Source organism: Mycolicibacterium fallax, assembly GCF_010726955.1.
GTDB lineage: Bacteria > Actinomycetota > Actinomycetes > Mycobacteriales > Mycobacteriaceae > Mycobacterium > Mycobacterium fallax.
In genome coordinates, this window is record NZ_AP022603.1 from 2,302,057 (window position 1) to 2,328,905 (window position 26,849).

The window sequence follows — 26,849 nt, forward strand, 5'->3', positions numbered from 1 at the left end:
CTAGCTGCGGTCCGCGCCCGGGGCCGGGAAACCGTCGGCGACCACCGCGGCCAGCTCGATGAGCGCCTCCCGGGTCGGTGGCCGAAGCCGATGCAGGTCGATCTCGGCGCCCTCCTCCAGATGCGGGTCGAACGGCACCAACCGCACCGCCCGGGTGCGCCGGGAAAAGTGGTCGACGACCTTCTGCAGGTCCACCTTGCGGCTGCGCGGCCGCACCGCGTTGATCACGACCACGCAGTTCTGCACCAGCTGCTCGTGGCCGTGCGCGTCGAGCCAGTCCAGCGTCGCCGAGGCGCTGCGCGCCCCGTCGACCGAGCCGGAGCTGACCACGATCAGGGTGTCGGCGCTGTCCAGCACCGCCGAGGTCGCCGAGTTCATCAGGCCGGTCCCGCAGTCGGTGAGCACCAGGCTGTAGTAGCGCTCCAGCACGTCGAGCACCCGGGTGTAGTCCTCGCCGCTGAACGCCTCGGACGCGGCCGGGTCGGCGTCGGAGGCCAGCACCTCCAGCCGGCTGGGCCCCTGCGAGGTGTGGCTGCGGACGTCGCTGTAGCGGGCGATCGAATCGGCGTCGCGGAGCAGGTCACGCACCGTGTCCGGGGTCTGCAGCGGCACCTTGTGGCCCAGCGTGCCGCGGTCGGGGTTGGCGTCCACGGCGATCACCCGGTCACCGCGCAGCGAGGCGAAGGTGGCGCCCAGGGTGGCGGTGATGGTGGTCTTGCCGACGCCGCCCTTGAGGCTGAGCACGGCGATCCGGTAGCACCCGGTCAGCGGCTGCTCGGCGTGCGCGATGAGGTTCTTGCGGTGCACCTCGCGCGGGCCGTCGCCGACGTTGACCAGCTTGCCGGTGCCCAGGTACAGCCAGCGCCGCCAGCCTCCCGACGGCGCCGGGCGGGCCTGGGGCAGCAGCGCGCTGGTGGACAGGTCGGGGTACGGGGTCGACGGCACCGACGGGCGGACCGGCGGCGGCAGCGGCGCACCCGGCGGGGTGGCCACCGGCCGCGGCGCGCCCTGGCCGGGGAAGCCGCCGAGGTAGCCGGCCTGACCGCCGGTCTGCCCGAACGGGTCGACCGAGGGCATGCCGATCGGCGGGGTCTGCGGCTCCGGCGCGGTGAAGCGTCGCTCGGAGCGGAAGTCGCCGGCCGCCGCGCCCGGATAGCCGGGGTGGTCGTCCCGCACGGCTTCGATCAGGCTGGTCGGCGCCTCGTCGATGTCCCGGCCGTGCCGCGGTTCGGATCCGAAGCTCTGCTGCTCTGACACCCGGTGCACTCCTCCTGCTGCGATGTGGTCAATGGTTGGCCGGGACCGCTCAGCCGACTCCGGCGTAGGAGTGCAGGCCGACGGTCACCAGGTTGATGAAGAACAGGTTGAACACCATGGCGACGAAGCCGACGACGTTGATCCAGGCCGCCCGGCGGTCCCGCCAGCCGGCCGTCGACCGGGCGTGCAGGTAGGCCGCGTAGACCACCCAGGCGATGAACGACACCGTCTCCTTGGGGTCCCAGCCCCAGAACCGGCCCCAGGCCTCCTCGGCCCAGATGGCGCCGAAGATCACCCCGAAACCGAACACCGGGAAGGCGAAGATGGTGGTGCGGTAGGCGATCCGGTCCAGCGACTTGGCGTCGGGCAGCTTGCCGATGAACCGGGCCAGCGCTCCGGTCTGATCCGGTTCGGCGAACCGGGAGGTCTTCAGCAGGAACAGGATGCTGGCCACGCCGGCGACCAGGAACACCCCGGAGCCGACGATCACCACCGACACGTGGATCGGCAGCCAGTAGGACTGCAGCGCCGGCATCACCGGGGCGGCATGGGTGTAGAGCCACTTACCGGACACGCCCAGCAGGATCAGGATCGGCACCAGCACGAAGACCCACAGCGACCGGTAGGCCGGACGGCGCAGCACCACCGCGGCGGCGATCAGCCCGGCCAGGCAGACGCCGTTGATGAACTCGTACATGTTGCCCCACGGCACCCGCGAGGTGGACAGCCCGCGCAGCACCACGCAGGCGATCAGCAGCCCGATGCCCAGGTAGATCAGCGCCAGACCGGCGCGGCCGGCGCGTTCCTCCAGGCCGCGGACCGGGGCGTCCTTGACCACGCCGGGCAGGCTGCTGTCGGCGCTGACCGGGGCGCCGACGGCGACCAGCTCGCGCTCGGCAACCCGGCGGCTGCGGCTGTAGGCCAGCTCGGTGGCCAGCAGCAGCAGCGCGAGCACCAGCACCAGCACCGACGAGGTGAATGCCCAGTCGGAGTAGCGCGCCAGATCGACGTCAACGTGCTCGGTGTTCATCCGACCTCCAGCTGGCACCCACGCGGGTGTCGTCCGTTGTGTTCTGCGGCGTTCATCGGGTCTTCCGGTCGCCGGGCGAGCCGGTGTCGGCCAGCAGATGCTTCGTCAGCCGCTCGAATTCGTCGCCCCAGCCGGAGTTGTCGGTACGCGCCAACCCGCCCAACTCCACGTTCACGGTACCCGGACGATCGGTCGCGGGCTCAATTCGCGCCCACACCCGGCGGCGGCGCACCAGCAGCGAAACCAGCAGGCCGGCCATCATCGCCATCGCCGAGACCAACACCCAGATCTGCGCGGGATCGTGACTGACCTGCAGGTTCACAAACGGCGTGACGCCGTCGAAGGTGATCACCGAGCCGTCTTCGAGGGTCACGCTCTGACCGGCGGACAGGTTCTTCCGGTTGACCTTGATCAACCGGCCCTGCTCGATCATCCGCACGTCGAGATCGAAGATGGACTGCGGCCGGCCGGTGTCCAGGCCGGTGTCGCCGCGGTAGATGTCGATCGCCACCGCCGGATCGCGGGCCTCCGGCGAGGACGACGTCAACAGCGTGCCGTCCAGTTCCTTGGTCGGGGCCAGCAGGCCCTGGATGGCGATCTGATGCTTGCGCCGCTGCACCGGGTCCGGGTAGGTGCCGGCCGGCGGGTCGATGCGCACCACGCCCGAGGACAGCAGGGTGGTCTGCACGTCGGGGCGCCACTGCACGGTCTGGCTGCGCTGCTGGCCGTCCGGGAAGCGCACCGTGAACGTCGGGGCGTAGCCGTGGCCCTGCAGGTAGATCCGGTCCCCGCCAACCCGCAGCGGATGGTTGACCTCCAGCCGATACGGCTGCCAGGTCCCGTCGGCCAGGTCCGCGCCGGTCTGATAGTCGATGTCGGCGGCGTAGGACAGTGCCTGCCCGCTGGACAGGTACTTCGCCTCGAAGTCGTTGACCCGGATGCAGATCGGGTTCAGCGAGGTGCCGTCGACGGTGTTGCCGGCCCGGAACGAGTCGAACGCCGCCGGCGAGGCCGAACAGAACCCGGGGCCGCCGTCAGCGATGACGATGACGTTGCCCTCGTAGCCGACCAGCTTGCCGACGGCCACCGCGGCCAGCAGGCCCAGCAGCGCGACGTGGAACACGATGTTGCCGAACTCACGCAGGTAGCCCTTCTCCGCCGACACGGTGACCCCGTCGCCGTCGGGCCGGGTGACGGTGCGCCAGCCGCGCAGCCGCCGGGTCACCGTCGCCGCGACCTGTTCGGGGTCGCCGGCCGCGGTGCCCGCGGCGTGTTTGGGCAGCCGGGCCAGGTTTCGCGGCGCCGGGACCGGGACCGCGCCGAGGGTGCGGACGTGCTCGATCATCCGCGGCGTCAGGCAGCCGACCAGCGAGACGAACAACAGCACGTAGATCGCGGTGAACCAGAAGCTGGAGAAGACGTCGAACATCTCCAGCCGGTCCAGCCACGGGCCCACCGTCGGGTGCTGGGCCAGGTACTCGTCGACCTTGCCCGCGTTCAACGAACGCTGCGGCAGCATCGCGCCGGGCACCGCGCCCAGGGCCAGCAGGAACAGCAGCACCAGCGCGGTGCCCATCGAGGTCAGCGCCCGCCAGGTGTTGCGCACCAGGCTCACCACCCGGCTCACAGCGGCATCCGCACGTCGCTGACGAACGCGTCGCGGACCCAGGAGACGAACTCGTTCCACGCCCCGGTGACCAGCGCCAGCCCGACCAGGATCAGCAGCACCCCGCCGACGATCTGGATGACCCGGGAGTTGCGGCGCAGCCAACCGAGCCCGGAGACCGCCCAGCCGGCGCCCAGCGCCAGCAGCACGAACGGCAGGCCCAGGCCGAGGCAGTAGGCGATGACCAGCAGCACCCCGCGCGACACGGTGGCGCCGTCGGTGGCCGAGGCCGCGGTGATGACCCCGGTCAGGGTCGGGCCCAGACACGGCGTCCAGCCCAGCCCGAACACCGCGCCGAGCAGCGGCGCGCCCGCGACGGTGCTCAGCTGACGGGGGGTGAACCTGGCCTGGCGCTGCAGAGCCGGGATGAACCCGATGAACACCAGCCCCATCAGGATGGTCAGCACGCCGCCGACGCGCTGCAGCAGCACCTGGTTGACGATCAGCGTGGTCGTCATGCCGAGCACGGCGACCGTGCCGAGCACGAACACCGCGGTGAAGCCCGCGACGAACAGCAGCGCCGACCCGGTGACCCGCAGTCGTTCCCGGCCGCGGGTGGCCAGCCCGGCCCCGCCGGCACCCGATACCGCCCCGCCGGATGCTGCCCCGCCGGACACTGCGGCGCCGGGCCGGTCCTCGACGCCGACGACGGCGGCCAGGTACGACAGGTAGCCGGGCACCAGCGGCACCACGCACGGCGAGGCGAACGAGATCAGCCCGGCCAGCACGCACACCCCGAGGGCGAGCAGCACCGGACCGTTGGCGGCGAGTTCGGTGGCCCAGGTCATGGCTTGCCGGCCCAACGCGTCCCGGCCGGCCCCGGCTCGGCGGCGAGCTGTTCGACCACCGGTTGCAGGTCGCTGGCCAGCAGTTCGCGCAGGAACACCGCGGCCACCCGATGCTCCCGGTCGAGCACGATGGTCGCCGGCGTGGTGGTGGTCGGGTACTTGCCGCCGAACGCGATCAGGGTGCGCAGCGCCGGGTCGTAGATGGACGGGAAGGTGATGTTGCGGTCGGTGATGAAGTCCACCGCGGCGTCGCGGTTGTAGTCGCGGACGTTGATGCCCAGGAACGCCACGCCGAGGTCCCGGGTGGCCTGGTAGACCTGCTGCAGGTCGGTGATCTCGGTGCGGCACGGCCCGCACCACTGGCCCCACACATTGAGCACCACGACCTCGCCGGGGAAGTCCTCGACGCCGATGGTGCGGTCCGGGTCCAGCAGGTCCGGTCCGGAGATCTTGCCGGGCGCGCCGCGCTCCGACGGCGGGTCGTAGCGGATGTCGGTCTTGCCGCCGGGGGCGACGAACTCGAAGGTGCCGCCCTGGGCGACGGCGTCGTCACCGGTCGAGCAGCCGGCCACCAGCACCGTCAGCAGGGCCGCCGCCAGCCCCGCCACCAGACGAGACAGCACCGGTCGGGACTGGGCGCTCACCGTCCGGCCGGCTCCGCGTAACCCCAGCCGACCAGCACGTCGCCCTCGTAGGCGAAGCTGGTCAGCGACGCCAGGTTGCACTTGCGGTGGGTCGGAAAGTGCGCCAGCCGCTTGCCCGTCGTGACCCGGCGCAGCGTCTCCACCGGCAGCTGGTGGCTGACGACGACGGCCTCGTGGCCGGCGGCCGCCCGTCGGGCGCGGTCCAGGGCGCCCTGCATCCGGGCCGCGATCTGCCGGTAGGGCTCGCCCCAGGACGGGGTGATCGGGTCGCGCAGGTGCTTCCAGTTGCGCGGATCGCGCAGCGCGCCGTCGCCCGGGGAGACCCGCTTGCCCTCGAATACGTTCGCCGACTCGATCAGCTCGTCGTCGGTGGTCACGGTGAGGCCGTGCGCGGCGGCGATCGGCGCGGCGGTCTCCTGCGCGCGCTGCAGCGGGGAGGCGATCACCGCGGTGATGTCGTTGCCGGCCAGCCAGCCGGCCACCGCCTCGGCCTGGCCGCGGCCCCGGTCGGACAGCCGGTAGCCGGGCAGCCGGCCGTAGAGGATCTGCTCCGGGTTGTGCACCTCGCCGTGCCGCATCACGTGCACGATCGTCTTCTCAGCCATGGGCCTCTTTCGGGTCGGTGGCCGCGGCGGCGGCGCGGGCCGCCGCGGGCAGCGCCGCGGCGATGGTGCCGAAGGCGTCGTCGTCCAGCGCCGCCGAGACGAACCACGCCTCGTAGGCGCTGCACGGCGGGTACACCCCGGCGTCGAGCAGGGCGTGGAAGAACGGCGCGAACCGCCAGGTCTGGGTGGCCTGGACCTCGTCGAAGTTCGTCACCGGCGCATCCGGTGCGGAGTCCGGCAGGAAGAAGACGCTGAGCATGTTGCCGGCGCGCGCCACGGTGTGCCCGACGCCCTCGGCGCTCAGCGCGGCGGTGAGCAGCCCGGCCAGCCGGTCGGCGTTGGCATCCAGCGCGGCGTAGACCGCGTCGTCGGCGGCCCGCAGGGTGGCCAGGCCGGCGGCCACCGCGACCGGGTTCCCGGACAGCGTGCCGGCCTGGTAGACCGGGCCGAGCGGGGCGAGCCGCTCCATCACCTCGGCGCGGCCGCCGAACGCCGCGGCGGGCAGGCCACCGCTCATCACCTTGCCGAAGGTGAACAGGTCGGCCTGCACCGGCTGCACGCCGAACCAGCCGCTGCGGCTGACCCGGAAGCCGGTCATCACCTCGTCGAGGATCAGCAGCGCGCCGTGTTCGGCGGTGATCCGGCGCAGCGCGGCGTTGAAGCCGGGCAGCGGCGGCACGCAGCCCATGTTTCCCGGGCTGGCCTCGGTGATGACGGCGGCGATCTCGTGCCCGCAGCGGTCGAAGGCCTCCTCGACGGCGGCCACATCGTTGTAGGGCAGCACGATGGTGTCGGCGGCGCTGGCCCCGGTGACCCCGGGCGAGGTGGGCAGGCCCAGGGTGGCCACCCCGGATCCGGCGGCGGCCAGCAGCGCGTCGACGTGGCCGTGGTAGCAGCCGGCGAACTTCACCACCTTGGCCCGGCCGGTGTAGCCGCGGGCCAGCCGCAGCGCGCTCATGGTGGCCTCGGTGCCGGAGTTGACCAGCCGCAGCCGCTGCACCGGCTCGACCCGGCCGATGATCTCGCGGGCCAGTTCGGACTCACTGGCCGTCGGCGCCCCGAAGGACAGCCCGTCGACGGCGGCCCGGGTGACGGCCGCCACGACCGCCGGGTGGGCGTGGCCCAGGATCATCGGGCCCCAGGAACACACCAGGTCGACGTAGTTGTTGCCGTCGGCGTCGGTCAGCCGGGCACCGCTGGCGGAGCTGATGAACCGCGGGGTGCCGCCGACCGACTGGAAGGCCCGGACCGGCGAGTTCACCCCGCCGGGGATCACCCGGGAGGCTTCGGCGAACAGGGCGGCCGACAGGTCGGTCTTGCTCATGCCGACCAGTCTCCCAGGAGCGCAGGTGGGCGCCTAATCGCGGCCCGGCTCGGCGTAGGTGACGACGATGACCTCGGCGGGCTCCGCGCCGACCCGGCGCAGCGCGTGCGGCGCGGCGGCGTCGAAGTAGGCGCAGTCACCGGCCTCCAGCGCGGTGACCCGGCCGTCGTGGTTCAACTCGACGCTGCCGCGGTGCACGAAGATGAATTCCTGCCCGGGGTGGGTGGCCTGGTCCAGGGTGGCGAACTGGCGGCCGGGCCGGACCAGGAACGGTGCCATCGCCTTGCCCAGCATGGTCGCGGCGATCGGGTGGCTGCGGCCGCCGGCGTGCTCGGCGGCGCGTTCGACGGTCAGCGACGCGGCGGCCGGGTCGTCGGTGAACAGCCGGGCGACGTCGACCTCGAGCGCCCGGGCGATCTTCATCGCCGCCGAGATCGACGGCGTGCTGCGGGCCCGCTCGACCTTGGACAGGTAGCTCTTGGTCAGGCCGGTGGCGGCGGCCAGGTCCGCCAGGGTCAGGGCCCGCTGCCGTCGCACGGTGCGCATCAGCGCCGTCATTGCCGGTTCCTCCGTTTTCCGCCGTCGGCGTCAGACTACCGGCCCAGAGGCAACTTCATTGACGATATGACACAGAGTGTCTTAGGGTGGGCTATCGCACCGAGAGGACGCCCGATGAGCACCTTCCACGACAGCAAGTCCGACCTGATGCGGCGCGCCCTGGACCGACTGTCCGGGCAGGTGGCCGACTCGACCCTGAGCACCCGGGCGAAGATCGCGCTGACCTGCCGGGCGCTGTTCGACGCCGGCCACGACTCCGGGCTGGCCGGGCAGATCACCGCCCGCGCCGAGCGGCCCGGCACCTATCACACCCAGCAGCTCGGGCTCGGTTTCGACGAGATCACCGAGGACAACCTGCTGCTGGTCGATGAGGACCTCAACGTGCTGGAGGGCACCGGGATGGCCAACCCGGCCAACCGTTTTCACTCCTGGATCTACCGGGCCCGTCCGGACGTCAACTGCATCGTGCACACCCACCCGTTCCACGTCGCGGCGCTGTCGATGCTGGAGGTCCCGCTGATCGTCTCGCACATGGACGTCACCCCGCTCTACGACGACTGCGCGTTCCTGGCGGACTGGCCCGGGGTGCCGGTCGGCAACGAGGAAGGCGAGATCATCACCGCCGCACTGGGCGACAAGAAGGCGATCCTGCTGGCGCACCACGGGCACGTCATCGCCGGCGCCAGCGTCGAGGAGGCCTGCTCGCTGGCGATCCTGATCGAGCGGGCCGCCAAACTGCAGCTGGCCGCGATGGCCGCCGGCACCGTCGCCGAGCTGCCGCCGGCGCTGGCCCGGGAGGCGCACGACTGGACGCTGACCCCCAAGCGCAGCCAGGCCAACTTCGCCTACTACGCCCGGCGCGCGCTGGCCCGGCACCCCGACGCGCTGTCGCACTGATCGATCCGCACCGACCGAGAGGACCCGCCCCCGTGAGCACCGAGATCCACGGCATCATCGCCTACCCCGTCACCCCGTTCGGCGCCGACGGCGGGATCGACACCGCCGCGCTGACCGGCCTGGTCGACACCCTGGTCAACACCGGGGCGCACGCCATCGCCCCGCTGGGCAGCACCGGGGAGGCCGCCTACCTCAGCGAGGACGAGTTCGACACCGTCGTCGAGGCCACCGTGGACGCGGTCGGCGGCCGGGTGCCGGTCATCGTCGGGGCCGGGGACCTGACCACCGCCAACACCATCCGCCGGGCCCGCAAGGCCGAGCAGGCCGGGGCCACCGCGGTGATGGTGCTGCCGGTGTCCTACTGGAAACTCAACGACCGGGAGATCGCCACCCACTACGCGGCGATCGGCGCGGCCATCGGCATCCCGATCATGGCCTACAACAACCCCGCGACCAGCGGCGTCGACATGTCTCCGGAGCTGCTGGTGCAGATGTTCGGCGACGTGGACAACCTCACCATGGTCAAGGAGTCCACCGGTGACCTGAACCGCATGCTGGCGCTCAGGGAACTCTCCGGCGGGCAGCTGCCGTACTACAACGGCAGCAACCCGCTGGTGCTCGACGCGCTGACGGCCGGTGCGACGGGCTGGTGCACGGCGGCGCCGAACCTGCGCCCGCAGCCGTGCCTGGACCTGTACGCGGCGGTGCGCGCCGGGGACACCGAGCGGGCCCGGGTGATCTACGACGAGCTGGCCCCGCTGCTGCGTTTCATCGTCGCCGGCGGGCTGCCCAGCACCGTCAAGGCCGGCCTGGAGCTGCTCGGCCGCGGCGTCGGGGATCCGCGCCGCCCGCTGCTGCCGCTGGACGACGCCGGCCGCGCCGAGTTGCGCGGGCTGCTGGGCTGAGCCGGCCGCGCCGAGTTGCGCGGGCTGCCGGGCTGAGCCGGTTCAGTCCGGCTCGCCGGCCCCCGGGGCCGCGCCGGCCTGGTGGGCGGTCAGCCAGCCCTGCCCGGCGCGGGCGGCCCGGGCCAGCGCGCCGTGCTCACCGAAGTAGCTCGCGATCCAGCCGATCCCGGGCAGCATCGCCGTCCACCGGTACCACCTGGTGGGCTGCGGACGCTTGCCCGCCTCCTCGAAGATCGCCCGCAGGATGCCGGCCAGCTGCCACATCGTCCGGGTCACCTGCACCGGCATCGAGGAGGTGATCGCGCTCAGCGGTTTCCAGCCGGTCGGCGGCGCCTGCGGCAATGGCTCTGGCCGGGGCGGCTCGGCCGGCTGGGCGCCGTCGGGCAGGGTGCCGTCGGGCAGGGTGCGCCGGCACAGCACCTCGGCGAGCAGCCGGACCTGCTGGGACTGATCGGTCACCCCGTACTCGCGGGCCACCGCGCACAGGATGACGGCCTGGTTGACGAACCCGGCGAGGTCGGCGACCGGCACAAAGCGGGCCAGCGCGCCGAACGCCCCGGGAGAGGCGACCACCAGGTTGTCCAGCGCGCCGACCCGGTTCACCCACCAGTGCACCCGCTCGTCGCGGTCCATCCGCTGCCAGGACGCGGTGCCGGGCAGATCGGCGGCGTCGAGCACCCGGGCACCGGCGTTGCGGGCCCGGTCGGCGCTGCTCGGCGCCCGGCCGGCCTTGGCGCGGCGCCGCCGCAGCCGGTACCTGCGGATGCGGTCGCGCAGCCGGCGCGGCGGCCGCAGCAGGCGGTGGGTGCGCCCACGCAGCCCGGTCGCGTCGGTCTCGGCCAGCAGGTCGAGCAGCGGATTGATCACCGCGACGGCGCGCCCCAAACCGTCGGCGACCTCGGCGTCACCGAGCGTGGCGCGCGGCTTCGGCAGGATTCCCATGGCGTTGATTGTGGCCCGCCGGCCAGTCCCCGGCGGCCGGTCCCCCGGCCCCGCCGCCAGCGGTCCCCCCGCCCCGCCGCCAGCGCTCACTCCGGTACACACTTCCGCGCGTGTCGCGTACCCCGTTGCGCGCTGGGCAAGAAGGGGCCCATCCCTCCGCCGCCAGCGCTCACTCCGGTACACATTTCCCCGCGCGCCGCGTACACCACTGCGCGCTGGGCCAGAAGGGGCCCATCCCTCCATCGCCAGCGCTCACTCCGGTACACATTTCCCCGCGTGTCGCGTACACCACTGCGCGCTGGGCCAGAACGGGCCAGTCCCCCGTCGCCCCGCCGCCAGCGCTCACTCCGGTACACAGTTCCCCGCGTGTCGCGTACACCACTGCGCGCTGGGCCAGGACGACGGGCCAGTCGGAGTGGAACACTGAACAGATGCGACTTCCCCAGCGACTGGCCCGGTTCAACCGGCACGTCACCAACCCCATTCAGCGGCTGTGGGCCGGGCGGGCCCCGTCGTTCGGCATCCTGGAGCACGTCGGGCGAAAGTCCGGCAAGACCTACCGCACCCCGCTGACGGTGTTCAGCACCGACGAGGGGGTGGCGATCCTGCTGACCTACGGCCCGGACCGGGACTGGCTAAAGAACCTCGTCGCCGACGGCGGCGCGCTGATGACCCGGCACGGCAAGACCTTCCGGGTGGTCGACCCGCGGGTCGTCGACAAGGCCGCGGCGGCCCCGCACGTCACCGGCGCGGCCCGCGTCGTGTTCCCGCGGCTGCCGTTCGAGCAGGCCGTGCTGCTGCGCCGGGCCGACTGACCGGCGCCCCACCGACTCGGGCCGGCCGACCGGCCCGGCTCAGCGGAACCGGCGCAGCCGCAGGCTGTTGCCGACGACGAACACGCTGGACAGCGCCATCGCGGCGCCGGCGAGCATCGGGTTGAGCAGCCCCGCCGCGGCCAGCGGGATGGCCGCCACGTTGTAGGCGAACGCCCAGAACAGGTTGCCCTTGATGGTGCCCAGCGTCTTGCGGGACAGCCGGATGGCATCGACCACGCTGCCCAGGTCGGCGCGCACCAGGGTGATGTCGGCGGCCTCGATGGCGGCGTCGGTGCCGGTGCCCATCGCCAGGCCCAGGTCGGCGGTGGCCAGCGCGGGGGCGTCGTTGACCCCGTCGCCGACCATCGCGATGACCTTGCCGCGGGCCTGCAACCCGGCCACCACCTCGACCTTCTCGGCGGGCAGCACCTCGGCGATCACCTCGTCGATGCCAACCTCGGTGGCCACCCGGGCGGCCACCGCGGCGTTGTCGCCGGTCAGCAGCACCGGGTGCAGGCCGAGCCCGCGCAGCCGGGCGACGGCGTCGGCGCTGTCGGGTTTGACGGCGTCGGCGACCACCAGCAGGCCGCGGGCGGCGCCGTCCCAGCCGGCCACCACGACGGTCTGACCCCGGGCCTCGGCCGCGGCCTTCGCCTGGGCCAACTCCGGGCCGATCGGCGCATCGGCCAGCAGCGACTCGCGGCCGACGACCACCGAGCGGTCCTCGACGATCCCGCGCACGCCCCGGCCCCGCACGTTGGCGAAGTCCCGCGCCGCCGGCAGCGCGCCGACCCGGTCCGCGGCGGCGGCCGCGATGGCCGCCCCGATCGGATGCTCGGAGGCGTCCTCCAGCGCACCGGCCAGCCGCAGCAGCTCGTCGCGGTCGGTGCCGGGTGCGGCGACGACGTCGACCAGCGTCATCCGCCCGGTGGTGACGGTGCCGGTCTTGTCCAGCACCACGGTGTCGACCCGGCGGGTGGATTCGAGCACCTCCGGGCCCCGGATCAGCACGCCGAGTTGGGCGCCGCGACCGGTGCCGACCAGCAGCGCGGTCGGCGTGGCCAGTCCCAGCGCGCACGGGCAGGCGATCACCAGCACCGCGACGGCGGCGGTGAACGCCGCGGCCGCCGGGTAGCCGGCGACCAGCCAGCCGATCAGGGTGCCGACGGCGATGACGATGACGATCGGGACGAACACCCCGGAGATCCGGTCGGCCAGCCGCTGGACCTGGGCCTTGCCGGTCTGGGCGTCCTCGACCAGCCGGGCCATCTGGGCCAGCTGGGTGTCGGCGCCGACCCGAGTGGCCCGCACCACCAGCCGGCCACCGGCATTGATGCAGGCCCCGGCGACCCGGTCGCCCACCCCGACCTCGACGGGTACCGATTCGCCGGTCAGCATGGACGCGTCGATGGCCGAGCTGCCCGCGACGACCTCGCCGTCGGTGGCGATCTTCTCCCCCGGCCGCACCACGAACTCGTCGCCGACGGCCAGCTCCTCGATCGGGATCTGCCGCTCGACGCCGCCGCGGAGCACCGCGACGTCCTTGGCGCCGAGCTCCAGCAGCGCGCGCAGTGCCGCGCCGGCCCGGCGTTTGGCCCGCCGCTCGAAGTACTTGCCGGCCAGGATGAACATGGTGACCCCGGCGCCGACCTCCAGGTAGATGTTGGCCGCGCCGTCGGAGCGCTGCAGGGTCAGGTCAAAACCGTGCCGCATCCCGGGCTCGCCGGCGGTGCCGAGGAACAGCGCGTAGAGCGACCAGCCGAACGCGGCGAGCGTCCCGATCGAGATCAGCGTGTCCATGGTGGCGGTGCCGCGGCGCAGGTTCGCCCAGGCCGCCCGGTGGAACGGCCAGGCGCCCCACACGATGACCGGCGCGGCCAGCGTCAGCGACGCCCACTGCCAGTAGGTGAACTGCAGCGCGGGCACCATCGCGAGCGCGATCACCGGCACGGTCAGCGCGGTGCTGACGAGCAGCCGGGTCCGCAGCGCGGCCAGCTCGGGGTCGGCGTCCTGATCGGCCGGGGCGCCCGGGGCGGCGTCCGGCTGCTCGGGCAGGGTGGCCGAATACCCGGTGTTCTGCACCGATTCGATCAACCGGGCCGGGTCGTAGCCGTCGGGCACCCGCACCTTGGCCTTCTCGGTGGCGTAGTTGACCGTGGCGGTGACGCCGTCGAGCCGGTTCAGGTTGCGTTCGATGCGGTTTGCGCACGACGCGCAGGTCATGCCGCCGATCCGCAGCTCAATGGCCGCCGAGGAGGCCGCGGGGTTCATGGCAACCGGACGGCCGAGTACCCGGCCTCGGCCACCGCGGCCAGCACCGCGGCGTCGTCGACGGCGTCGGCGGTGACGACCAGGCGCCCGGTCTGCGCGCTGACCTCGATGTTCGCCACGCCGGGCAGGCCGCCGACCTCGTCGCGCACCGCCTTCTCGCAGTGCCCGCAGGACATTCCGCTGACCTGGTATTCGCTGCTGGCCATCTTCAACCTCATTCTGTCAGGTACCCCCATGGGGTATAGGGAAATAATATACCCCATGGGGGTATCCGCCAAGGCCTGGGTGACCGGTTGCTCAGCCGCGCGCGGCGCACACCCGCCCGGCCACGCCGAGCACCACCGCGATGCCGGCGGCCGCGGCCGCAAGCAGCGACAGTGCCAGCCACTGCGGGTCATAGACCACCGTCACGGTGGCCGGCGCGCCCTCGATCACCGGCGCGACGTCGACGCTGCGCTGCGCGGTGGACCAGGCGATCACACACGCCACCGCGGACAGCGCCGCGATGGCGAACCAGACCGCCGGGCGCGCCCGCGTGCGGGCCGGGCTCATCGGCCCGACTCCGCGCGCTGCTCCAGCAGCGCGGTCAGCGCCGCCCGCAACCGGCGATGATTACGCGCCCAGGCCTGCACGGTGCGCGGCCCGGCCATCTGCAACCCGATCCCGGTGCGGCCCTTGGGCACCCCGGTCAGCTCGCCCAGCGCCGGCGCGGCCTGCCACTTCTCCGCCAGCTTGGCGGCGTCGTCAAGCTCGGGCTCGGGCTCGTCCTCCAGGTCCACCCCGGCCCGGCGCAGCGCCCGGGCGGTCAGCGGGTTCATCGCCACCGGCCCGGACGTCGCCGAGCGCACCGGCGCCTCCGGGTACAGCCCGAGGATCTCCGACACCGGGGTGATCTGGGTGCCCTGGCGCAGCTCGTCGGCGGTCAACTGCACCGAGGTGTGCACCCGGGCGGCGAACACCATGATCCCGACGAAGAAGGTCACCAGCACGAAGAAGACCGTGGGGACCAGCCAGTTGATCGGCGCGCCGCTGGTGAACTGGATGTAGACCATCATTCCCGCGGCGGCCGGGCCGGACAGCAGCCACAGCAGGCTGGAACCGCTCTCGGCGAACAACACCGGGGTCTGCGGATCGCGCTCGGTCATCGCACGCCTCTCGTTCCTCCGGCCGGCCGGATCAGCCGCCCAGCCAGCCGGCCGCCTCGGCGGCCCAATAGCTCAGCACAATATCGGCGCCGGCCCGGCGGATGCACAGCAGCGACTCCAACGCCGCCGCCCGGCCGTCCAGCCAGCCGTTGGCCGCCGCCGCCGCGATCATCGCGTACTCGCCGGAGACCTGGTAGGCCGCGACCGGCACCGTCGACACCTCGGCGGCCGCGCGCAGCACGTCCAGGTAGGCCAGCGCGGGCTTGACCATCACCAGGTCGGCGCCCTCGGCGAGGTCCAGCTCGATCTCGCGCAGCGACTCCCGGATGTTGGCGCTGTCCTGCTGATAGGTACGACGGTCCCCGGTCAGGCTGGACCCGACCGCCTCCCGGAACGGCCCGTAGAACGCCGAGGCGTACTTCGCGGCGTAGGCCAGGATCGCCACGTCGGCGTGCCCGGCGTCGTCCAGGCCGGCACGGATGGCGGCGACCTGGCCGTCCATCATGCCGCTGGGCGCCACCACCTGCGCGCCGGCCGCGGCCTGGGCCAGCGCCAGCGCCACGTAGCGGTCATTGGTGGCGTCGTTGTCGACCCGGCCCCGGGCGTCGAGCACCCCGCAGTGGCCGTGGTCGGTGAATTCGTCGAGGCAGGTGTCGGCCATCAGCACGGTGGCCTCACCCAGGTCGGCGGCCAGATCCGCCAGCGCGACGTTGAGGATGCCGTCGGCGTCGGTGCCCACCGAGCCGCAGCCGTCCTTGTCCTGTTCGCGCGGCACCCCGAACAGCATCAGCCCGCCGACCCCGGCGGCGACCGCCGATTCGGCGGCCGCCCGCAGCGAGTCCCGGGTGTGCTGGACGACGCCGGGCATCGAGGCGATCGGCCGCGGCTCGTCGATGCCGTCGGCGACGAACATCGGCAGCACCAGCTGCCGCGGTTCCAGCGAGGTCTCGGCGACCAGCCGGCGCATCGCGGCCGTGCCGCGCAGCCGGCGGGGCCGGTGCCGGGGATACATGTTCGGGAACCGACCCGGTTACCGGCGCCGGCTCTTCTTGCGCGGCGGGGGCAGTGCGCCCTCGGCGCGCAGCCGGGCGGCGTGCTCGGCCAGCGCGTCGACCAGCGGCCCGATCGCGGCGGTCTCCGGTTGCACGTCGACCCGCAGCCCGAACTCGGCGGCCGTCTCGGCCGTCTTCGGGCCGATGCAGGCGACGATGGTGCGCGCGTGCGGCTTGCCGGCGATGCCGACCAGGTTGCGCACCGTCGAGCTGGAGGTGAAGCACACGGCGTCGAACCCGCCGGTCTTGATCATCTCCCGGGTCTGCGCCGGCGGCGGCGCCGCCCGCACGGTCCGGTAGGCGGTGACGTCCTCGATCTCCCAGCCGCGTTCCCGCAGCCCCTCGGCCAGCGTCTCGGTGGCGATGTCGGCGCGCGGCAGCAGCACCCGGTTCACCGGGTCGAAGATGTCGTCGTAGGGCGGGAACTCGTCGAGCAGCCCCAGCGAGGACTGCTCACCGGCGGGCACCAGCTCGGGGCTGATGCCGAAGGCCCGCACCCGCTCGGCGGTCGCCTCGCCCACGCAGGCGATCTTGACCCCGGAGAACGCCCGGGCGTCCAGGCCGAACTCGGCGAACTTCTCCCACACCGCGCGCACGGCGTTGGTCGAGGTGAACACCACCCACTGGTAGCGGCCGTCGACCAGGCCCTTGACCGCGCGCTCCATCTGGGCGGGGCTGCGCGGCGGCTCGACGGCGATGGTCGGCACCTCCATCGGCACCGCGCCGTGGCAGACCAGCCGGTCGCTCATCTCGCCGGCCTGGTCCTTGGTGCGCGGCACCAGCACGGTCCAGCCGTACAGGGCGCGGCTCTCCCACCAGTTCAGCCGCGCCCGGTGCGACACCGTGCGGCCGATGGTCACCACCAGCGGGCCGGTCAGCGGGCCGGCCGGGTCGGTGCCGCCGAGGGCGGCCCGGTCGGTCAGGCCACCGAGGGTGGTCTCCACCGAACGCTGCTGGCAGGTGGTGCCCTGCGCGGTCACCACGCAGGCGGTGTTCTCGGCCAGGCCGTACTCGATCAGGGTGCGGGCGGCGTCGGCGAGGTGCTCGGGGCCGGCCTGCAGGATCAGCGGGCCGGGCGCGGCGGCCAGCGCCGCCCAGTCCACGTCGCCGCGGACGTCGGCGACGGTGTGCGAGGAGCCCAGCGGCAGGCCGCCGTAGGTGGGCACCGCGGTGGTCGCCGGCAGCCCGGGCACGATCTCGAAGCCGACCTGAGTCTTGGCGACGGCGTTGACCTCGGCGAGCACCGGGTCCAGCGACAGCGGGTCACCGAAGACCAGGCGCACCACGTCGTGACCGCGGCGAGCCTCGGCCACCATCGTCTTGGCCACCTCGGCCGGATCGCCGAGGGCCGGGCGCACGTCGGCGTCACCGGACAGCACGGCCGGGTTCGCCGCGGCGGTGGCCTTCTCGTCACCCTCGGGGGCGCGCGCGGGCCCGACGGCCGGCGGCAGTTCGGCGCCGACCAGGCGCAGCACGGACTCGGGCACGTCGGGGTCGGTGAATACCAGCGCCGCGTGACCCAACACCGCCTTCGCCCGCATCGTCAGCAGCCCCGGATCACCGGGCCCCGAGCCCACGAACGTGATGAGGCCCGGCTTGGCCTTACGCACTCGCGTGGTCATCTATCACACCCACTGCTTTCCGGACGCCCCGCTAGCGCGAGGCGGCCATCAGTTCACGCGCACCCAGCTCGAAGAGCTCCGCAGCCACCGAACGTCCCAGTTCGGCGGCCCGTTCGGGAGACCCGATGCCGGACGCGCGGATCACGTCGGATCCGTCGACCGCCGCCACGCACGCGCGCAGCGACAGTTCCTCGAAAACGTTGCCGTCCTCATCGATCGACTCGACCACCTCGGCGATCGCCCCGACCGGTGCGGAACAGCCCGCCTCCAGTTCGGCGAGCAGGATTCGCTCCGCGGTGACGGCTGCGTGCGTGTCGGCGTCGTTCAACTTCGCCAACAGTTCGATCAGCTCGGTGTCACCGGCACGGCATTCGAGCGCGAGCGCCCCCTGAGCCGGGGCCGGCAGCATCTGTACCGGCTCCAGCGTCTCGGTGATCGCATCCACCCGCCCGATGCGGGTGAGCCCCGCTCGGGCAACCACGATGGCGTCGAGTTCGCCGCTGCTTACCCTGTTCAACCTGGTATCTAGGTTGCCTCGTAGGGGGCGGATTTCCAAACCGAGACCCAGTGCTCTAAGCTGCGCGGCCCGGCGCACCGACGAGGTGCCCAGCAGCGAGCCGACCGGCAACTCCCCCAGCACCAGCCCGTCGCGGGCCACCAGGGCATCGCGCGGGTCCACCCGGGCCGGGGTGGCGGGGACCGCCAGCCGCGGGTCGACGGCCGTCGGCAGGTCCTTGTAGGAGTGCACGGCGATGTCGACGCGGTCGTCGGCGATCGCCTCGCGCAGCTCCGCGGTGAACACCCCGACGCCGAGTTCGGCGATCGGCGCGCCGGAGCGGTCGCCCTTGGTGGAGATGATGACCAGCTCGGCGGGATACCCCAGGGCGATGATCGCGTCCCGGATGGTGCCGGCCTGGGTGGTGGCCAGCTGACTTCCGCGGGTACCCACCCGGACCGGGTTGTCCCCGGTGAATCGTGCAGTGCTCAAGGGACTACTCGGTGCTCTCGCCGAACGCGGAGCCCGCGCCGAACGCGGTGCTCGGATCAAAAGCGGTGCCCTCGCCGAGCGCGTCGACGGCGGGCAGCTCACCGGCGGTGGCGACGGCGTCGACGGCGGTGGGGTCGAGCTCGAACAGCTCGCGCAGCGCCTCGGCGTAGCTGTCGCCGCCGGGCGCGCCGGCCAGCTGCTTGACCCGCACGGTCGGGGCGTGCAGCAGCTTGTCCACCACTCGCTTGACGGTCTTGGCGACCTCATGGCGGTGGGTGGAGTCCAGCTCCGGCAGCCGGTTGTCCAGCCGCAGCAACTCGGCCTCGATGACGTCGGCGGCGCGCTGGCGCAGCGCGGTGACGGTCGGGGTGACCTCGGCCATCCGCTGCCGGGCCAGGTAGGTGGCGACCTCGGTGGCGACGATGGTGCGGGCCGCGTCGGCGTCCCCGGCGGCCGCCCGGGCGGCCGGCTCACGCTGAATGCGGTCCATGTCGACGACGACGACCCCGGGCAGCCCGCTGACCGCCGGATCGACGTCGCGGGGCATACCCAGATCGCAGATCACCAGCGGGCGGTCCTGCTCGGCCGCCGAACGCTGGGCCAGCGCGTGGTGCACGTCGGCCAGCGACACCACCGGCCGGACCGCACCGGTGCTGGAGATCACCACGTCGGCACCGACCAGCGCGCCCGCGACGTCGTCGAGCGATACCGCGGTCGCCAGCACGCCCTGCTCGCACAGGTTCTCCGCGAGCCGACGGGCCCGCGGCATGGACCGGTTGACCACGTAGGCCCGGCCGATGCCGGCCCGGGCCAGGTGCGCGCCGCTGAGAGCGCCCATCGATCCGGCCCCGACGATGACGGCGGTCCGCCCGGCCAGGCCGCTCAGCGGCGCCTCGGCCATGCCGAGCGCGACCGACACCACCGAGGCGCCGGCGGCGTCGATGCCGGTCTCGGTGTGCACCCGCTTGCCGACCGACAGTGCCCGCTGGGACAGCTCGTGCAGGGTGCGCCCGACGGTTCGGTTGGCCTCGGCGGCGGCGTAGGCGCGCCGCACCTGGCCGAGCACCTGCTGTTCGCCGATCACCGCCGAATCCAGGCCCGCGGACACCGAGAACAGGTGCTCGACGGCCGCCTCGGCGTAGCGCACGTAGGCGTATTTGGTCAGGTCCCCCAGCGACATGCCGGACCGTTCGGCGAGTACCTGGCCGATCACCGACAGGCCGCCGTGGAAGGCGTCGACCACCGCGTAGACCTCGACCCGGTTGCAGGTCGCCAGCACCATCGCCTCGGTGACCAGGGCGGACTGCAGCAGCTGATCGATGATCTTGGCCTGGTCGGCCTCGTCGGTGGAGAGCTGTTCGAGCACCGACACCGGTGCGCTGCGATGTGAAACGCCGAACAGCAGCACACTCACCGCGTCACCTCGGAGGACATCACCCTGCCCGCTCCCTTGCCGTCGCCGGTGAACACCCGTAAAGAAAACTTCGATCCACGGTAGACGTTGACGGCGCGGCCCACCAAATTATTCGCGTTTGAGTTCGAATTCCCTGGTCAGCCGGGCTGGTCGGGTCCGCGGCGGGCGGCCAGGTCGGCGCGCAGTCGCGGCTCGTCGAGATCCCAGTAGCTGTGCTCGACGTCATCGAGCAGCACCACCGGCAGCCGATCGCCGTATTCGGCCCGCAGCGCCGGACGCCCGGCGGCGGCTTCGTCGTCGACATCGGTGACGACCAGCCCGAAGCCCAGCTCACCGGCCAGTTCGGTCAGTCGTCCGGCCAGCCGGGTGCACAGGGTGCAGCCGGCCCGGCTCAACAGTTCGATCCGCGCGGGTTCCATCGGCCACCAGTGTGGCGCAGCGACGCGGGCGGTGCGGCGACGGGTGTCCGGAATGTGCGGTCCCCGGGTGATCGTTAAGGTTGATGTCCGACGCCTGCAACCAGGGGGAGTAATGACCGACGACACCTTTTCGGCTGGCGCCGGCGAGGCGAGCGCCGAGCGCGCCGTCGCGGACCTGGACGCCGCCGCCGAGGCGGCGCAGGCCGAGGCGGCGCAGGCCGAGGCAGCGCCCGCCGAGGGAGAACCCGCCGAGCGGCCGGCCCCGCCGGCCGACCTGACCGCGGCCGCCTTCTTCGACGTCGACAACACGCTGGTGCAGGGCTCGTCGCTGGTGCACTTCGCCCGCGGGCTGGCGGCCCGCGATTACTTCACCTATCTCGACGTCGCGAAGTTCGTCTACGCCCAGGCCAAGTTCCAGCTGACCGGCCGGGAGAACAGCGAGGATGTCGCCGAGGGCCGACGCAAGGCGCTGTCCTTCATCGAGGGTCGGCCGACCGCCGAGCTCAGCGCGCTGGGCGAGGAGATCTACGACGAGATCCTGGCGGACAAGATCTGGCCGGGCACCCGGGATCTGGCGCAGATGCACCTGGACGCCGGCCAGCAGGTCTGGCTGGTCACCGCTACCCCCTACGAGCTGGCCGAGACGATCGCCAAGCGGCTGGGGCTGACCGGCGCGCTGGGCACCGTCGCCGAATCCGTCGACGGGGTGTTCACCGGCCGACTGGTCGGCGAGATCCTGCACGGCCCCGGCAAGGCGCACGCGGTGCGCGCGCTGGCCATCCGGGAGGGGCTGAACCTGCGGCGCTGCACGGCCTACTCCGACAGCTACAACGACGTGCCGATGCTCACCCTGGTCGGCACCGCGGTGGCGATCAATCCGGACGGGGACCTGCGCGAGGTGGCCCGCGAGCGGGGCTGGGAGATCCGCGATTTCCGCACCGCGCGCAAGGCCGCCCGGATCGGGGTGCCCTCGGCGCTGGCCCTGGGCGCGGCAGGCGGCGCACTCGCGGCGCTGGCCTCCCGCCGTCACGACAAGGGCTGAGCGACGCCGCGGCAGGGCTCGACGGTGGGGCACCGCCGTGGGGCACCGCCGTGGGACACGGCCGTGGGACACCGCCGATCCGCCCAGGCTTGATAGGCTGCGCCCGCTGAGCGCCGATTGCATTTCACACCCGGCACCCGACGTCGACCAGGGGAACGAGCACCGTCATGACCATCGCCGAGGAGATCATCGGTTCGCACTACCGCTACCCCGATTACTTCGAGGTCGGCAGGCAGAAGATCGGCGAGTTCGCCCGGGCGGTCAAGGACGAGCATCCCGCGCACCGCAGCTACGAGGCGTCCGCCGAGCTGGGCTACGACACCGTCATCGCGCCGCTGACCTTCGTCGCGGTGGCCGGCCGGCAGGTCCAGCTGGAGATGTTCAAGCAGTTCGATGTCGGCATCAACCTGGCCCGGATCATCCACCGCGACCAGAAGCTGGAGTTTCACCGCCCGCTCAAGACCGGCGACAAGCTGTACTTCGACTCCTACCTGGACTCGATGATCGAGTCGCACGGCACCGTCATCGTCGAGCTGCGCGCCGAGGTCAGCGACGAGGCGGGCCAGCCGGTCATCACCAGCATCGTCACCATGATCGGTGAGGCCGCCAGCGACAGCGAGGCCGACGAGCAGGTCGCGGCCATCGCCGCCCGGCTCGGTCTGTAGCCGGGCGGCTCAGCCCGGGGCCGTCAGCCCAGGAAGGTGTTCCGGCGGTTGCTCAGCAGCTGGTAGAGCGTCTGCTGGATGGTCTCGCGGACCTGGTCGGTGAGCTCGAAGGTGACCATCGGGTCATCGGCCGCGGTGTCGTCGTAGCCGGCCGTTTCGATCGGGGTGCCGAAGGCGATGTGCCACTTCGACGGCAGCGGGATCAATCCGGCCGGTCCGGCCAGCGGGAACAGCGGCGTGACCGGGAAATACGGCAGCCCCAACAGCCGCGCCAGCAGCTTCAGGTCGGCCACCATCGGGTAGATCTCCTCGGAGCCGACGATCGAGCACGGGATGATCGGGGCTCCGGTCCGCAGCGCCGCCGCGACGAACCCGCCGCGGCCGAACCGCTGCAGCTTGTAGCGATCCCGGAAGTGCTTGCCCAGGCCCTTGTAGCCCTCGGGGAAGACCGCGGTCAGCTCGCCACCGGCCAGCAGCCGGTGCGCGTCGGCGGCGCAGGCCATGGTGTGCCCGGCCTTGCGGGCCAACTGCCCCAGCATTGGGGTGTCGAACACCAGATCCGCTGCCAGCAGTCGCAGGTCCCGCCCGCTGGGATGGTGATCGTGCACCGCGACCGAGGCCATCAGGCCGTCCAGCGGCAGCACCCCGGCGTGGTTGGCCACCACCAGCCCGGCGCCGCTGACCGGCAGGTTCTCGATCCCGCTGACCTCGACCCGGAACCAGTTGTTGAACAGCACCCGCATCATCGGCAGCAGCACGGCGTCGTTCAGATGCCGGTCGAAGCCGAAGCCGTCGACGACGTAGTCACCGGTCAGCCGCTTGCGCAGGAACTCCGACACCGCGCTGATCCGCGCGGCCAACTCGTTGGGGCCGGGTTCGCCCGCCGACCGCTGCGCGTCGATCTCCAGCACCACCGCGGCCATCTCCTCGGCGGTGGCGCGTTGATCGGGATTGGAGAGCAGCGACGGATGTCGGCGCGCTGCCTCCGCGCGCTGCGCACCGCGCCGGAGCGCCGCCGCCGTCCTGTTCGAATTACCATGCAGCGGAATAACATTCGCTTCAGAATTAGTCGCCACGTCTCACCTACTCCCCACTTCTCACGTGCAAATCTCGGGCCACCGGCAACGCTGCCGGTCAGTTCCCCCAGTGTCGCGCCAACGCCACGGCGTGCCTCTCCGCAGAGCGTACCCACTGCGGATCAAAGATGGCTGTCAGCCCGCGTCCGCGAACGTAGTCGTCGAACGCCTCCAGCGTCGTCCAGTTCGGCTCAAACCCCAGCTCGGCGCGCATCCGGGTGGTGTCCATCACCCGCCCGAAGGTCATGTAATCCAGTTGATCCTCAGTGATCTCGCCGCCGCCGGTGGCGCGCACCACCGAATCCATCAACCGCACCCCGATCGACGGCAGCGGCAGCGCCAGCCGACCGGACCGCCGCACCGCCTGGGACATCATGATGATGCCGTCGGCGCCGATGTTGAAGGTGCCCGGTTTGGGGTGCACCGTGGCGTGCTCCAGCGCGCCGAGCGCGTCCTGCTCGTGCAGCAGCTGCAGCCGGGCGTCGCGACCGGCGACCGTCGGGACCACCGGCCCGGCCAGGTAGCGCGACAGCCCGGTGTCCATCGCCGGGCCGATCATGTTGGCCAGCCGCAGAATGGTCACCGCGATGTCGGGCCTGCGCCGGCCCAGCCCGCGGGCGTAGCTCTCGATGTCGGTGCTGTCCCGGGCGAACCCCTCCCGCGACGGCCGGCGCGCGCTGCTGTCCTCGGTGAAGGCCACCGGATCGAACGCGCTGGATCCGTAGATCTCCGAGGTGGACTTCAGCACCACCCGGCGCACCAGCGGGGCCTTCTGGCAGCACGCGAACAGCTGCATGGCGCCCATCACGTTGAGTTCCTTCAACGCGGCCCGGCCCCCGGACCGGGGCACGTAGGAGGCGGCCGCGGCGTGCACGACGGTGTCCACGTCGCCGTTGCGGATCACCTTGCCGATGAACGGGTTGCGGATGTCGGCCCGGACGAACTCGGCCCGGCCCATCCGCCGGAGCATGTCCTTGCTCGGGGCGACCGCGTCGACCGCGATCACCTTTTCGATGTCCTTGTTCTGCGCGAGCCGCGCGGTCAGGTAGCCGCCGAGGAATCGGCAGGCACCGGTGACCAGCACCACCCTGGGCCGCTCCGCGGCCGTCCCGTCCGTCTGATCGCCACCCCGTCCGGAATCCATCCCGACAGGCTACCGACCGGGTGGACCGACGGCGCCAACGCATCGGTCGACACCGGCGCCGACCAGGAGGCAGCCGGCCGGGGCAGCAAGCCCCGGTCCGGCGCGCGGACTACTTACCGAGTTTTCTGCGCTGCACCCGGGTGCGGCGGAGCAGCTTGCGATGCTTCTTCTTCGACATCCGCTTGCGCCGCTTCTTGATGACTGAACCCATGAACTCCGCTGACTACGCACGCGACGCCGAGCGCCGCACCTGACACAACCCGGTCACCTTACCGAAGGACCGGCCTCAACTCGAAAACGGGCCGCAGGCCCCGCCACACCGGACCGACCGGCGGACGCCACGACGGAGCCCGGTGCAGACATCACAGCCGCCGCACCGGCACGCCGAGAACGCCGGCCCCTGAGCCCCGGGCCTGACCCGCGTCGAAGGCCCCGGGCTAACCTGCGTCGAAGTAAGACTTCTCCAGCAGATCGTGGACGGCCTTGGCGTGCACCCGGAACGAACGGCCGACCCGAACCGCGGGCAGCTCGCCGTTGTGCACCAGCCGGTACACCGTCATCTTGGAGACCCGCATCAGCGCGGCCACCTCGGCCACGGTGAGAAACTGCGTCGCCGTCACCGACTGACCGTCGGCAGCTCCCTCGTTCGCGCCCTTGGCGCCACCCGACGGCCCGTTCATAGAGGTCATTGCAACCCATTCCTTCAGGCACGGCCAGCCCCAGCGGCTTCCCCACCGCTGGCACGAACACGTGCTTCCACGAGGAGAATAGCGGGACTGATGGGGTTCCTGCGACGGGTGTGGGGTAATCAGTCGAAAATTCTCGAACTACTCCGGTGTGATTCCCAGCTGCTCAGACCGGGTTTTCGCGGATTCGACGGCCGCGGCGACCGCCGCCCGCAAACCCCCCTTTTCGAGTTCCCGCAGGCCCGCAGCGGTGGTACCCCCCGGCGAGGTAACCGTCGCACGCAGCTGGGCGGCGGTGGTGTCGATGCCACCGGGCAGCGCGCCGTCGGCCCCGCGGCGGTCCCGGTCCATCCGCTCCAGCAGCATCGCCGCCGAGCCCGCCATGGTCTGCACGGCCAGATCGGTGGCCACCGAGCGGGTCAGGCCCGCGGCCACGCCGGCGTCGACGAGCGCCTCAACCATCAGGAAGAAGTACGCCGGGCCCGACCCGGACACCGCCGTAACGGCGTCCAGCTGCGCCTCAGGAACCTCCTCAACCGATCCGACGGCCTCGAACAGCGCGGCCACCTCCCGCAGCTGCTCGGGGGTGGCAAAGCGGCCGCGGGCCAGCGCGGTGACGCCGGCACCGACCAGCGCGGGCGCGTTCGGCATCGCCCGGACCACCGCCGCGCCCGCGGGCAGGCTCGACTCGTAGAAGGCGGTGGACACCCCGGCGGCGACCGAGACGAACACCTGCTCGGCGATGCCGTCGTCGCCCTTGACCGACGCCGCGGCGATCTCGGTGACCACCTGCGCCACGTCGGTCGGTTTGACCGCGACCACCACGTAGCCGGCGTGGCCGGCCGCATCGGCGATGTCGGAGGTCACCTGAACCGCGTAGGTCGTCGACAGCTGCCGGGCCCGGGCCGGGGCCTTTTCCACCACCACCAGGTCCTTGACCTGGCGCCCGCTGCGCAGCAGCCCCGCCAGGATCGCCTCGCCCATACTTCCGCCGCCGATGATCGCGATTCTTGCCATGGCGAGCAACCCTAGCCGCACCGCGTGGCGGTCAGCGCAGAAGATGGGTGCGGGCGAACTGCAGCGACTCGGCCAGCAGCGCGGTCCGTTCGGCGTCATCGCGGGCGTCGGAGGTGGTGACCTCCAGCACGACGTGGCCGTTGAAATCGGAGGCCGCCAGGTTCTGGCACACCTCGGCGGTGGGCTGGGTGCCGCGGCCCGGCACCAGATGCTCGTCGGCGGCCGCCCCGTTGCCGTCGCACAGGTGCAGGTGCACCAGCCCGTCGCCCATCCGGGCGGCCATCTCCAGCGCGTCGGTGCCCGCGGTGGCGGTGTGCGACAGGTCCAGCGTGTAATGCGCGTGGTTGCCGTCCAGCGGATCGTAGGACGGCGCGAACGCCGAGATGCCGGCCCCGGGATGGCCACCGCGACGACGCATCCGCTCGATCGACGGCGCCCCGGTGCCGAAGATCCGGTCGGCGCGGAACGGGAACATGTTCTCCACCGCCACCAGCACGTCGCTGCGCGACTCCAGCTCGGCGACCTGGTCGCTGAATCCGGCGGCGTAGCGGCGCTGCCAGCGAAACGGCGGATGGACCACGACGGTCTGCGCGCCGAGTTGCTCCGCGGCGTGCACGCTGCGCTCCAGCTTGGCGATCGGGTTGGCGCCCCACACCCGCTGGGAGATCAGCAGGCACGGCGCGTGCACCGACAGCACCGGAACGCGGTACTTCCGCGACAGTGCCGCCACCGCGGCGACGTCCTGGCTGACCGATTCGGCCCACACCATCAGCTCGACGCCGTCGTAGCCGAGCCGGGCGGCGTACTCGAACGCGGCCTCGGCCCGCAGCGGGTACACCGAGGCGGTGGACAAGCCCACCTGGATCGCCGGTCGCAC

29 protein-coding genes are annotated in these 26,849 nt (G+C 72.3%); 5 read left to right on the forward strand and 24 right to left on the reverse strand.

The window, feature by feature from the left end:
* Genes G6N10_RS10990 through G6N10_RS11025 form a run of 8 tightly spaced genes read right to left on the reverse strand, consistent with a single transcriptional unit; the run spans position 1 to position 7,872 of the window.
* The gene (locus tag G6N10_RS10990; protein WP_234810558.1) at positions 1 to 1,257 is read right to left on the reverse strand and encodes a MinD/ParA family ATP-binding protein; all 1,257 of its coding nucleotides are present in this window, start codon (positions 1,255 to 1,257) and stop codon (positions 1 to 3) included.
* Positions 1,258 to 1,306: 49 nt separating this feature from the next.
* Complete coding sequence (gene ccsB / locus G6N10_RS10995) at positions 1,307 to 2,287, reverse strand: c-type cytochrome biogenesis protein CcsB (protein WP_085096237.1); 981 nt, start codon at positions 2,285 to 2,287, stop codon at positions 1,307 to 1,309.
* Positions 2,288 to 2,339: 52 nt separating this feature from the next.
* A complete protein-coding gene (gene resB, locus G6N10_RS11000) occupies positions 2,340 to 3,863 on the reverse strand; it encodes a cytochrome c biogenesis protein ResB (RefSeq protein ID WP_085096477.1) in 1,524 nt (507 codons plus the stop codon).
* 47 nt (positions 3,864 to 3,910) lie between these two features.
* The gene (locus G6N10_RS11005) at positions 3,911 to 4,741 is read right to left on the reverse strand and encodes a cytochrome c biogenesis CcdA family protein (protein WP_085096235.1); all 831 of its coding nucleotides are present in this window, start codon (positions 4,739 to 4,741) and stop codon (positions 3,911 to 3,913) included.
* Positions 4,738 to 5,361 carry a TlpA disulfide reductase family protein gene (locus G6N10_RS11010; RefSeq protein WP_085096475.1) on the reverse strand — a complete coding sequence of 208 codons (624 nt, stop codon included), beginning with the start codon at positions 5,359 to 5,361 and terminating at the stop codon, positions 4,738 to 4,740. The genes G6N10_RS11005 and G6N10_RS11010 overlap by 4 nt, the downstream gene beginning before the upstream one ends.
* 20 nt (positions 5,362 to 5,381) lie before the next feature.
* Positions 5,382 to 5,990, reverse strand: coding sequence for a histidine phosphatase family protein (locus G6N10_RS11015; RefSeq protein WP_085096233.1), 609 nt, complete (start codon positions 5,988 to 5,990; stop codon positions 5,382 to 5,384).
* Positions 5,983 to 7,314: a glutamate-1-semialdehyde 2,1-aminomutase gene (gene hemL, locus G6N10_RS11020; RefSeq protein ID WP_085096231.1), complete on the reverse strand. Its 1,332-nt coding sequence runs from the start codon at positions 7,312 to 7,314 to the stop codon at positions 5,983 to 5,985. Before hemL ends, G6N10_RS11015 begins: the two co-directional genes overlap by 8 nt.
* A 33-nt stretch (positions 7,315 to 7,347) precedes the next feature.
* Positions 7,348 to 7,872, reverse strand: a complete 525-nt coding sequence (locus tag G6N10_RS11025) for a helix-turn-helix domain-containing protein (protein WP_085096229.1) — start codon at positions 7,870 to 7,872, stop codon at positions 7,348 to 7,350.
* Between the two features lie 114 nt (positions 7,873 to 7,986).
* On the opposite strand from G6N10_RS11025, the gene G6N10_RS11030 reads away from it, so the two are divergent.
* Positions 7,987 to 8,769 carry an aldolase gene (locus G6N10_RS11030; protein WP_085096227.1) on the forward strand — a complete coding sequence of 261 codons (783 nt, stop codon included), beginning with the start codon at positions 7,987 to 7,989 and terminating at the stop codon, positions 8,767 to 8,769.
* A gap of 32 nt (positions 8,770 to 8,801) precedes the next feature.
* Positions 8,802 to 9,674: a dihydrodipicolinate synthase family protein gene (locus G6N10_RS11035; RefSeq protein WP_085096225.1), complete on the forward strand. Its 873-nt coding sequence runs from the start codon at positions 8,802 to 8,804 to the stop codon at positions 9,672 to 9,674.
* Positions 9,675 to 9,716: 42 nt separating this feature from the next.
* On the opposite strand, the gene G6N10_RS11040 is transcribed toward G6N10_RS11035, so the two are convergent.
* Complete coding sequence (locus G6N10_RS11040) at positions 9,717 to 10,616, reverse strand: hypothetical protein (RefSeq protein ID WP_085096222.1); 900 nt, start codon at positions 10,614 to 10,616, stop codon at positions 9,717 to 9,719.
* A gap of 431 nt (positions 10,617 to 11,047) precedes the next feature.
* Between G6N10_RS11040 and G6N10_RS11045 the strand changes: the two genes are divergently transcribed.
* Positions 11,048 to 11,431 (forward strand): nitroreductase family deazaflavin-dependent oxidoreductase, encoded by a 384-nt coding sequence (locus G6N10_RS11045; RefSeq protein WP_085096186.1) that lies wholly within the window; start codon positions 11,048 to 11,050, stop codon positions 11,429 to 11,431.
* A 39-nt stretch (positions 11,432 to 11,470) separates the two neighbouring features.
* Here G6N10_RS11045 and G6N10_RS11050 read toward each other — a convergent pair whose 3' ends face one another.
* The 9 genes from G6N10_RS11050 to G6N10_RS11090 all read right to left on the reverse strand — a co-directional run bounded on the left by G6N10_RS11050 (position 11,471) and on the right by G6N10_RS11090 (position 20,342).
* Positions 11,471 to 13,702, reverse strand: a complete 2,232-nt coding sequence (locus G6N10_RS11050; RefSeq protein WP_085096184.1) for a heavy metal translocating P-type ATPase — start codon at positions 13,700 to 13,702, stop codon at positions 11,471 to 11,473.
* Positions 13,699 to 13,908 (reverse strand): heavy-metal-associated domain-containing protein, encoded by a 210-nt coding sequence (locus G6N10_RS11055; RefSeq protein ID WP_085096182.1) that lies wholly within the window; start codon positions 13,906 to 13,908, stop codon positions 13,699 to 13,701. Before G6N10_RS11055 ends, G6N10_RS11050 begins: the two co-directional genes overlap by 4 nt.
* Positions 13,909 to 13,999: 91 nt before the next feature.
* Positions 14,000 to 14,254, reverse strand: coding sequence for a hypothetical protein (locus G6N10_RS11060; protein WP_085096180.1), 255 nt, complete (start codon positions 14,252 to 14,254; stop codon positions 14,000 to 14,002).
* Positions 14,251 to 14,847, reverse strand: coding sequence for a transport-regulating membrane protein Mce1N (locus tag G6N10_RS11065; RefSeq protein WP_085096178.1), 597 nt, complete (start codon positions 14,845 to 14,847; stop codon positions 14,251 to 14,253). Before G6N10_RS11065 ends, G6N10_RS11060 begins: the two co-directional genes overlap by 4 nt.
* Positions 14,848 to 14,878: 31 nt before the next feature.
* A complete protein-coding gene (gene hemB / locus G6N10_RS11070) occupies positions 14,879 to 15,859 on the reverse strand; it encodes a porphobilinogen synthase (RefSeq protein WP_085096176.1) in 981 nt (326 codons plus the stop codon).
* A gap of 18 nt (positions 15,860 to 15,877) precedes the next feature.
* Complete coding sequence (locus G6N10_RS11075) at positions 15,878 to 17,521, reverse strand: bifunctional uroporphyrinogen-III C-methyltransferase/uroporphyrinogen-III synthase (protein WP_085096175.1); 1,644 nt, start codon at positions 17,519 to 17,521, stop codon at positions 15,878 to 15,880.
* A 31-nt stretch (positions 17,522 to 17,552) separates the two neighbouring features.
* Positions 17,553 to 18,509: a hydroxymethylbilane synthase gene (gene hemC, locus G6N10_RS11080; RefSeq protein ID WP_085096173.1), complete on the reverse strand. Its 957-nt coding sequence runs from the start codon at positions 18,507 to 18,509 to the stop codon at positions 17,553 to 17,555.
* 4 nt (positions 18,510 to 18,513) lie between these two features.
* Positions 18,514 to 19,923, reverse strand: coding sequence for a glutamyl-tRNA reductase (locus G6N10_RS11085; protein WP_085096171.1), 1,410 nt, complete (start codon positions 19,921 to 19,923; stop codon positions 18,514 to 18,516).
* Positions 19,924 to 20,060: 137 nt separating this feature from the next.
* On the reverse strand, positions 20,061 to 20,342 hold the full coding sequence (locus tag G6N10_RS11090) for a glutaredoxin family protein (protein ID WP_085096169.1): 282 nt from the start codon (positions 20,340 to 20,342) through the stop codon (positions 20,061 to 20,063).
* A gap of 112 nt (positions 20,343 to 20,454) precedes the next feature.
* Between G6N10_RS11090 and G6N10_RS11095 the strand changes: the two genes are divergently transcribed.
* Positions 20,455 to 21,384 (forward strand): HAD family hydrolase, encoded by a 930-nt coding sequence (locus G6N10_RS11095; RefSeq protein WP_085096167.1) that lies wholly within the window; start codon positions 20,455 to 20,457, stop codon positions 21,382 to 21,384.
* A gap of 167 nt (positions 21,385 to 21,551) precedes the next feature.
* A complete protein-coding gene (locus G6N10_RS11100) occupies positions 21,552 to 22,049 on the forward strand; it encodes an FAS1-like dehydratase domain-containing protein (RefSeq protein ID WP_085096165.1) in 498 nt (165 codons plus the stop codon).
* 23 nt (positions 22,050 to 22,072) lie between these two features.
* Here G6N10_RS11100 and G6N10_RS11105 read toward each other — a convergent pair whose 3' ends face one another.
* The 6 genes from G6N10_RS11105 to G6N10_RS11130 form a co-directional block, all read right to left on the reverse strand.
* A complete protein-coding gene (locus G6N10_RS11105; protein ID WP_085096164.1) occupies positions 22,073 to 23,125 on the reverse strand; it encodes a lysophospholipid acyltransferase family protein in 1,053 nt (350 codons plus the stop codon).
* A gap of 58 nt (positions 23,126 to 23,183) precedes the next feature.
* On the reverse strand, positions 23,184 to 24,269 hold the full coding sequence (locus tag G6N10_RS11110; RefSeq protein ID WP_085096162.1) for an NAD-dependent epimerase/dehydratase family protein: 1,086 nt from the start codon (positions 24,267 to 24,269) through the stop codon (positions 23,184 to 23,186).
* Between the two features lie 109 nt (positions 24,270 to 24,378).
* Complete coding sequence (locus G6N10_RS11115; RefSeq protein ID WP_003402602.1) at positions 24,379 to 24,480, reverse strand: 30S ribosomal protein bS22; 102 nt, start codon at positions 24,478 to 24,480, stop codon at positions 24,379 to 24,381.
* Positions 24,481 to 24,706: 226 nt separating this feature from the next.
* Complete coding sequence (locus G6N10_RS11120; protein ID WP_085096160.1) at positions 24,707 to 24,958, reverse strand: helix-turn-helix domain-containing protein; 252 nt, start codon at positions 24,956 to 24,958, stop codon at positions 24,707 to 24,709.
* Positions 24,959 to 25,096: 138 nt separating this feature from the next.
* The gene (gene proC / locus G6N10_RS11125; RefSeq protein ID WP_085096158.1) at positions 25,097 to 25,972 is read right to left on the reverse strand and encodes a pyrroline-5-carboxylate reductase; all 876 of its coding nucleotides are present in this window, start codon (positions 25,970 to 25,972) and stop codon (positions 25,097 to 25,099) included.
* A gap of 31 nt (positions 25,973 to 26,003) precedes the next feature.
* On the reverse strand, positions 26,004 to 26,849 hold the full coding sequence (locus G6N10_RS11130; protein ID WP_085096156.1) for a sugar phosphate isomerase/epimerase family protein: 846 nt from the start codon (positions 26,847 to 26,849) through the stop codon (positions 26,004 to 26,006).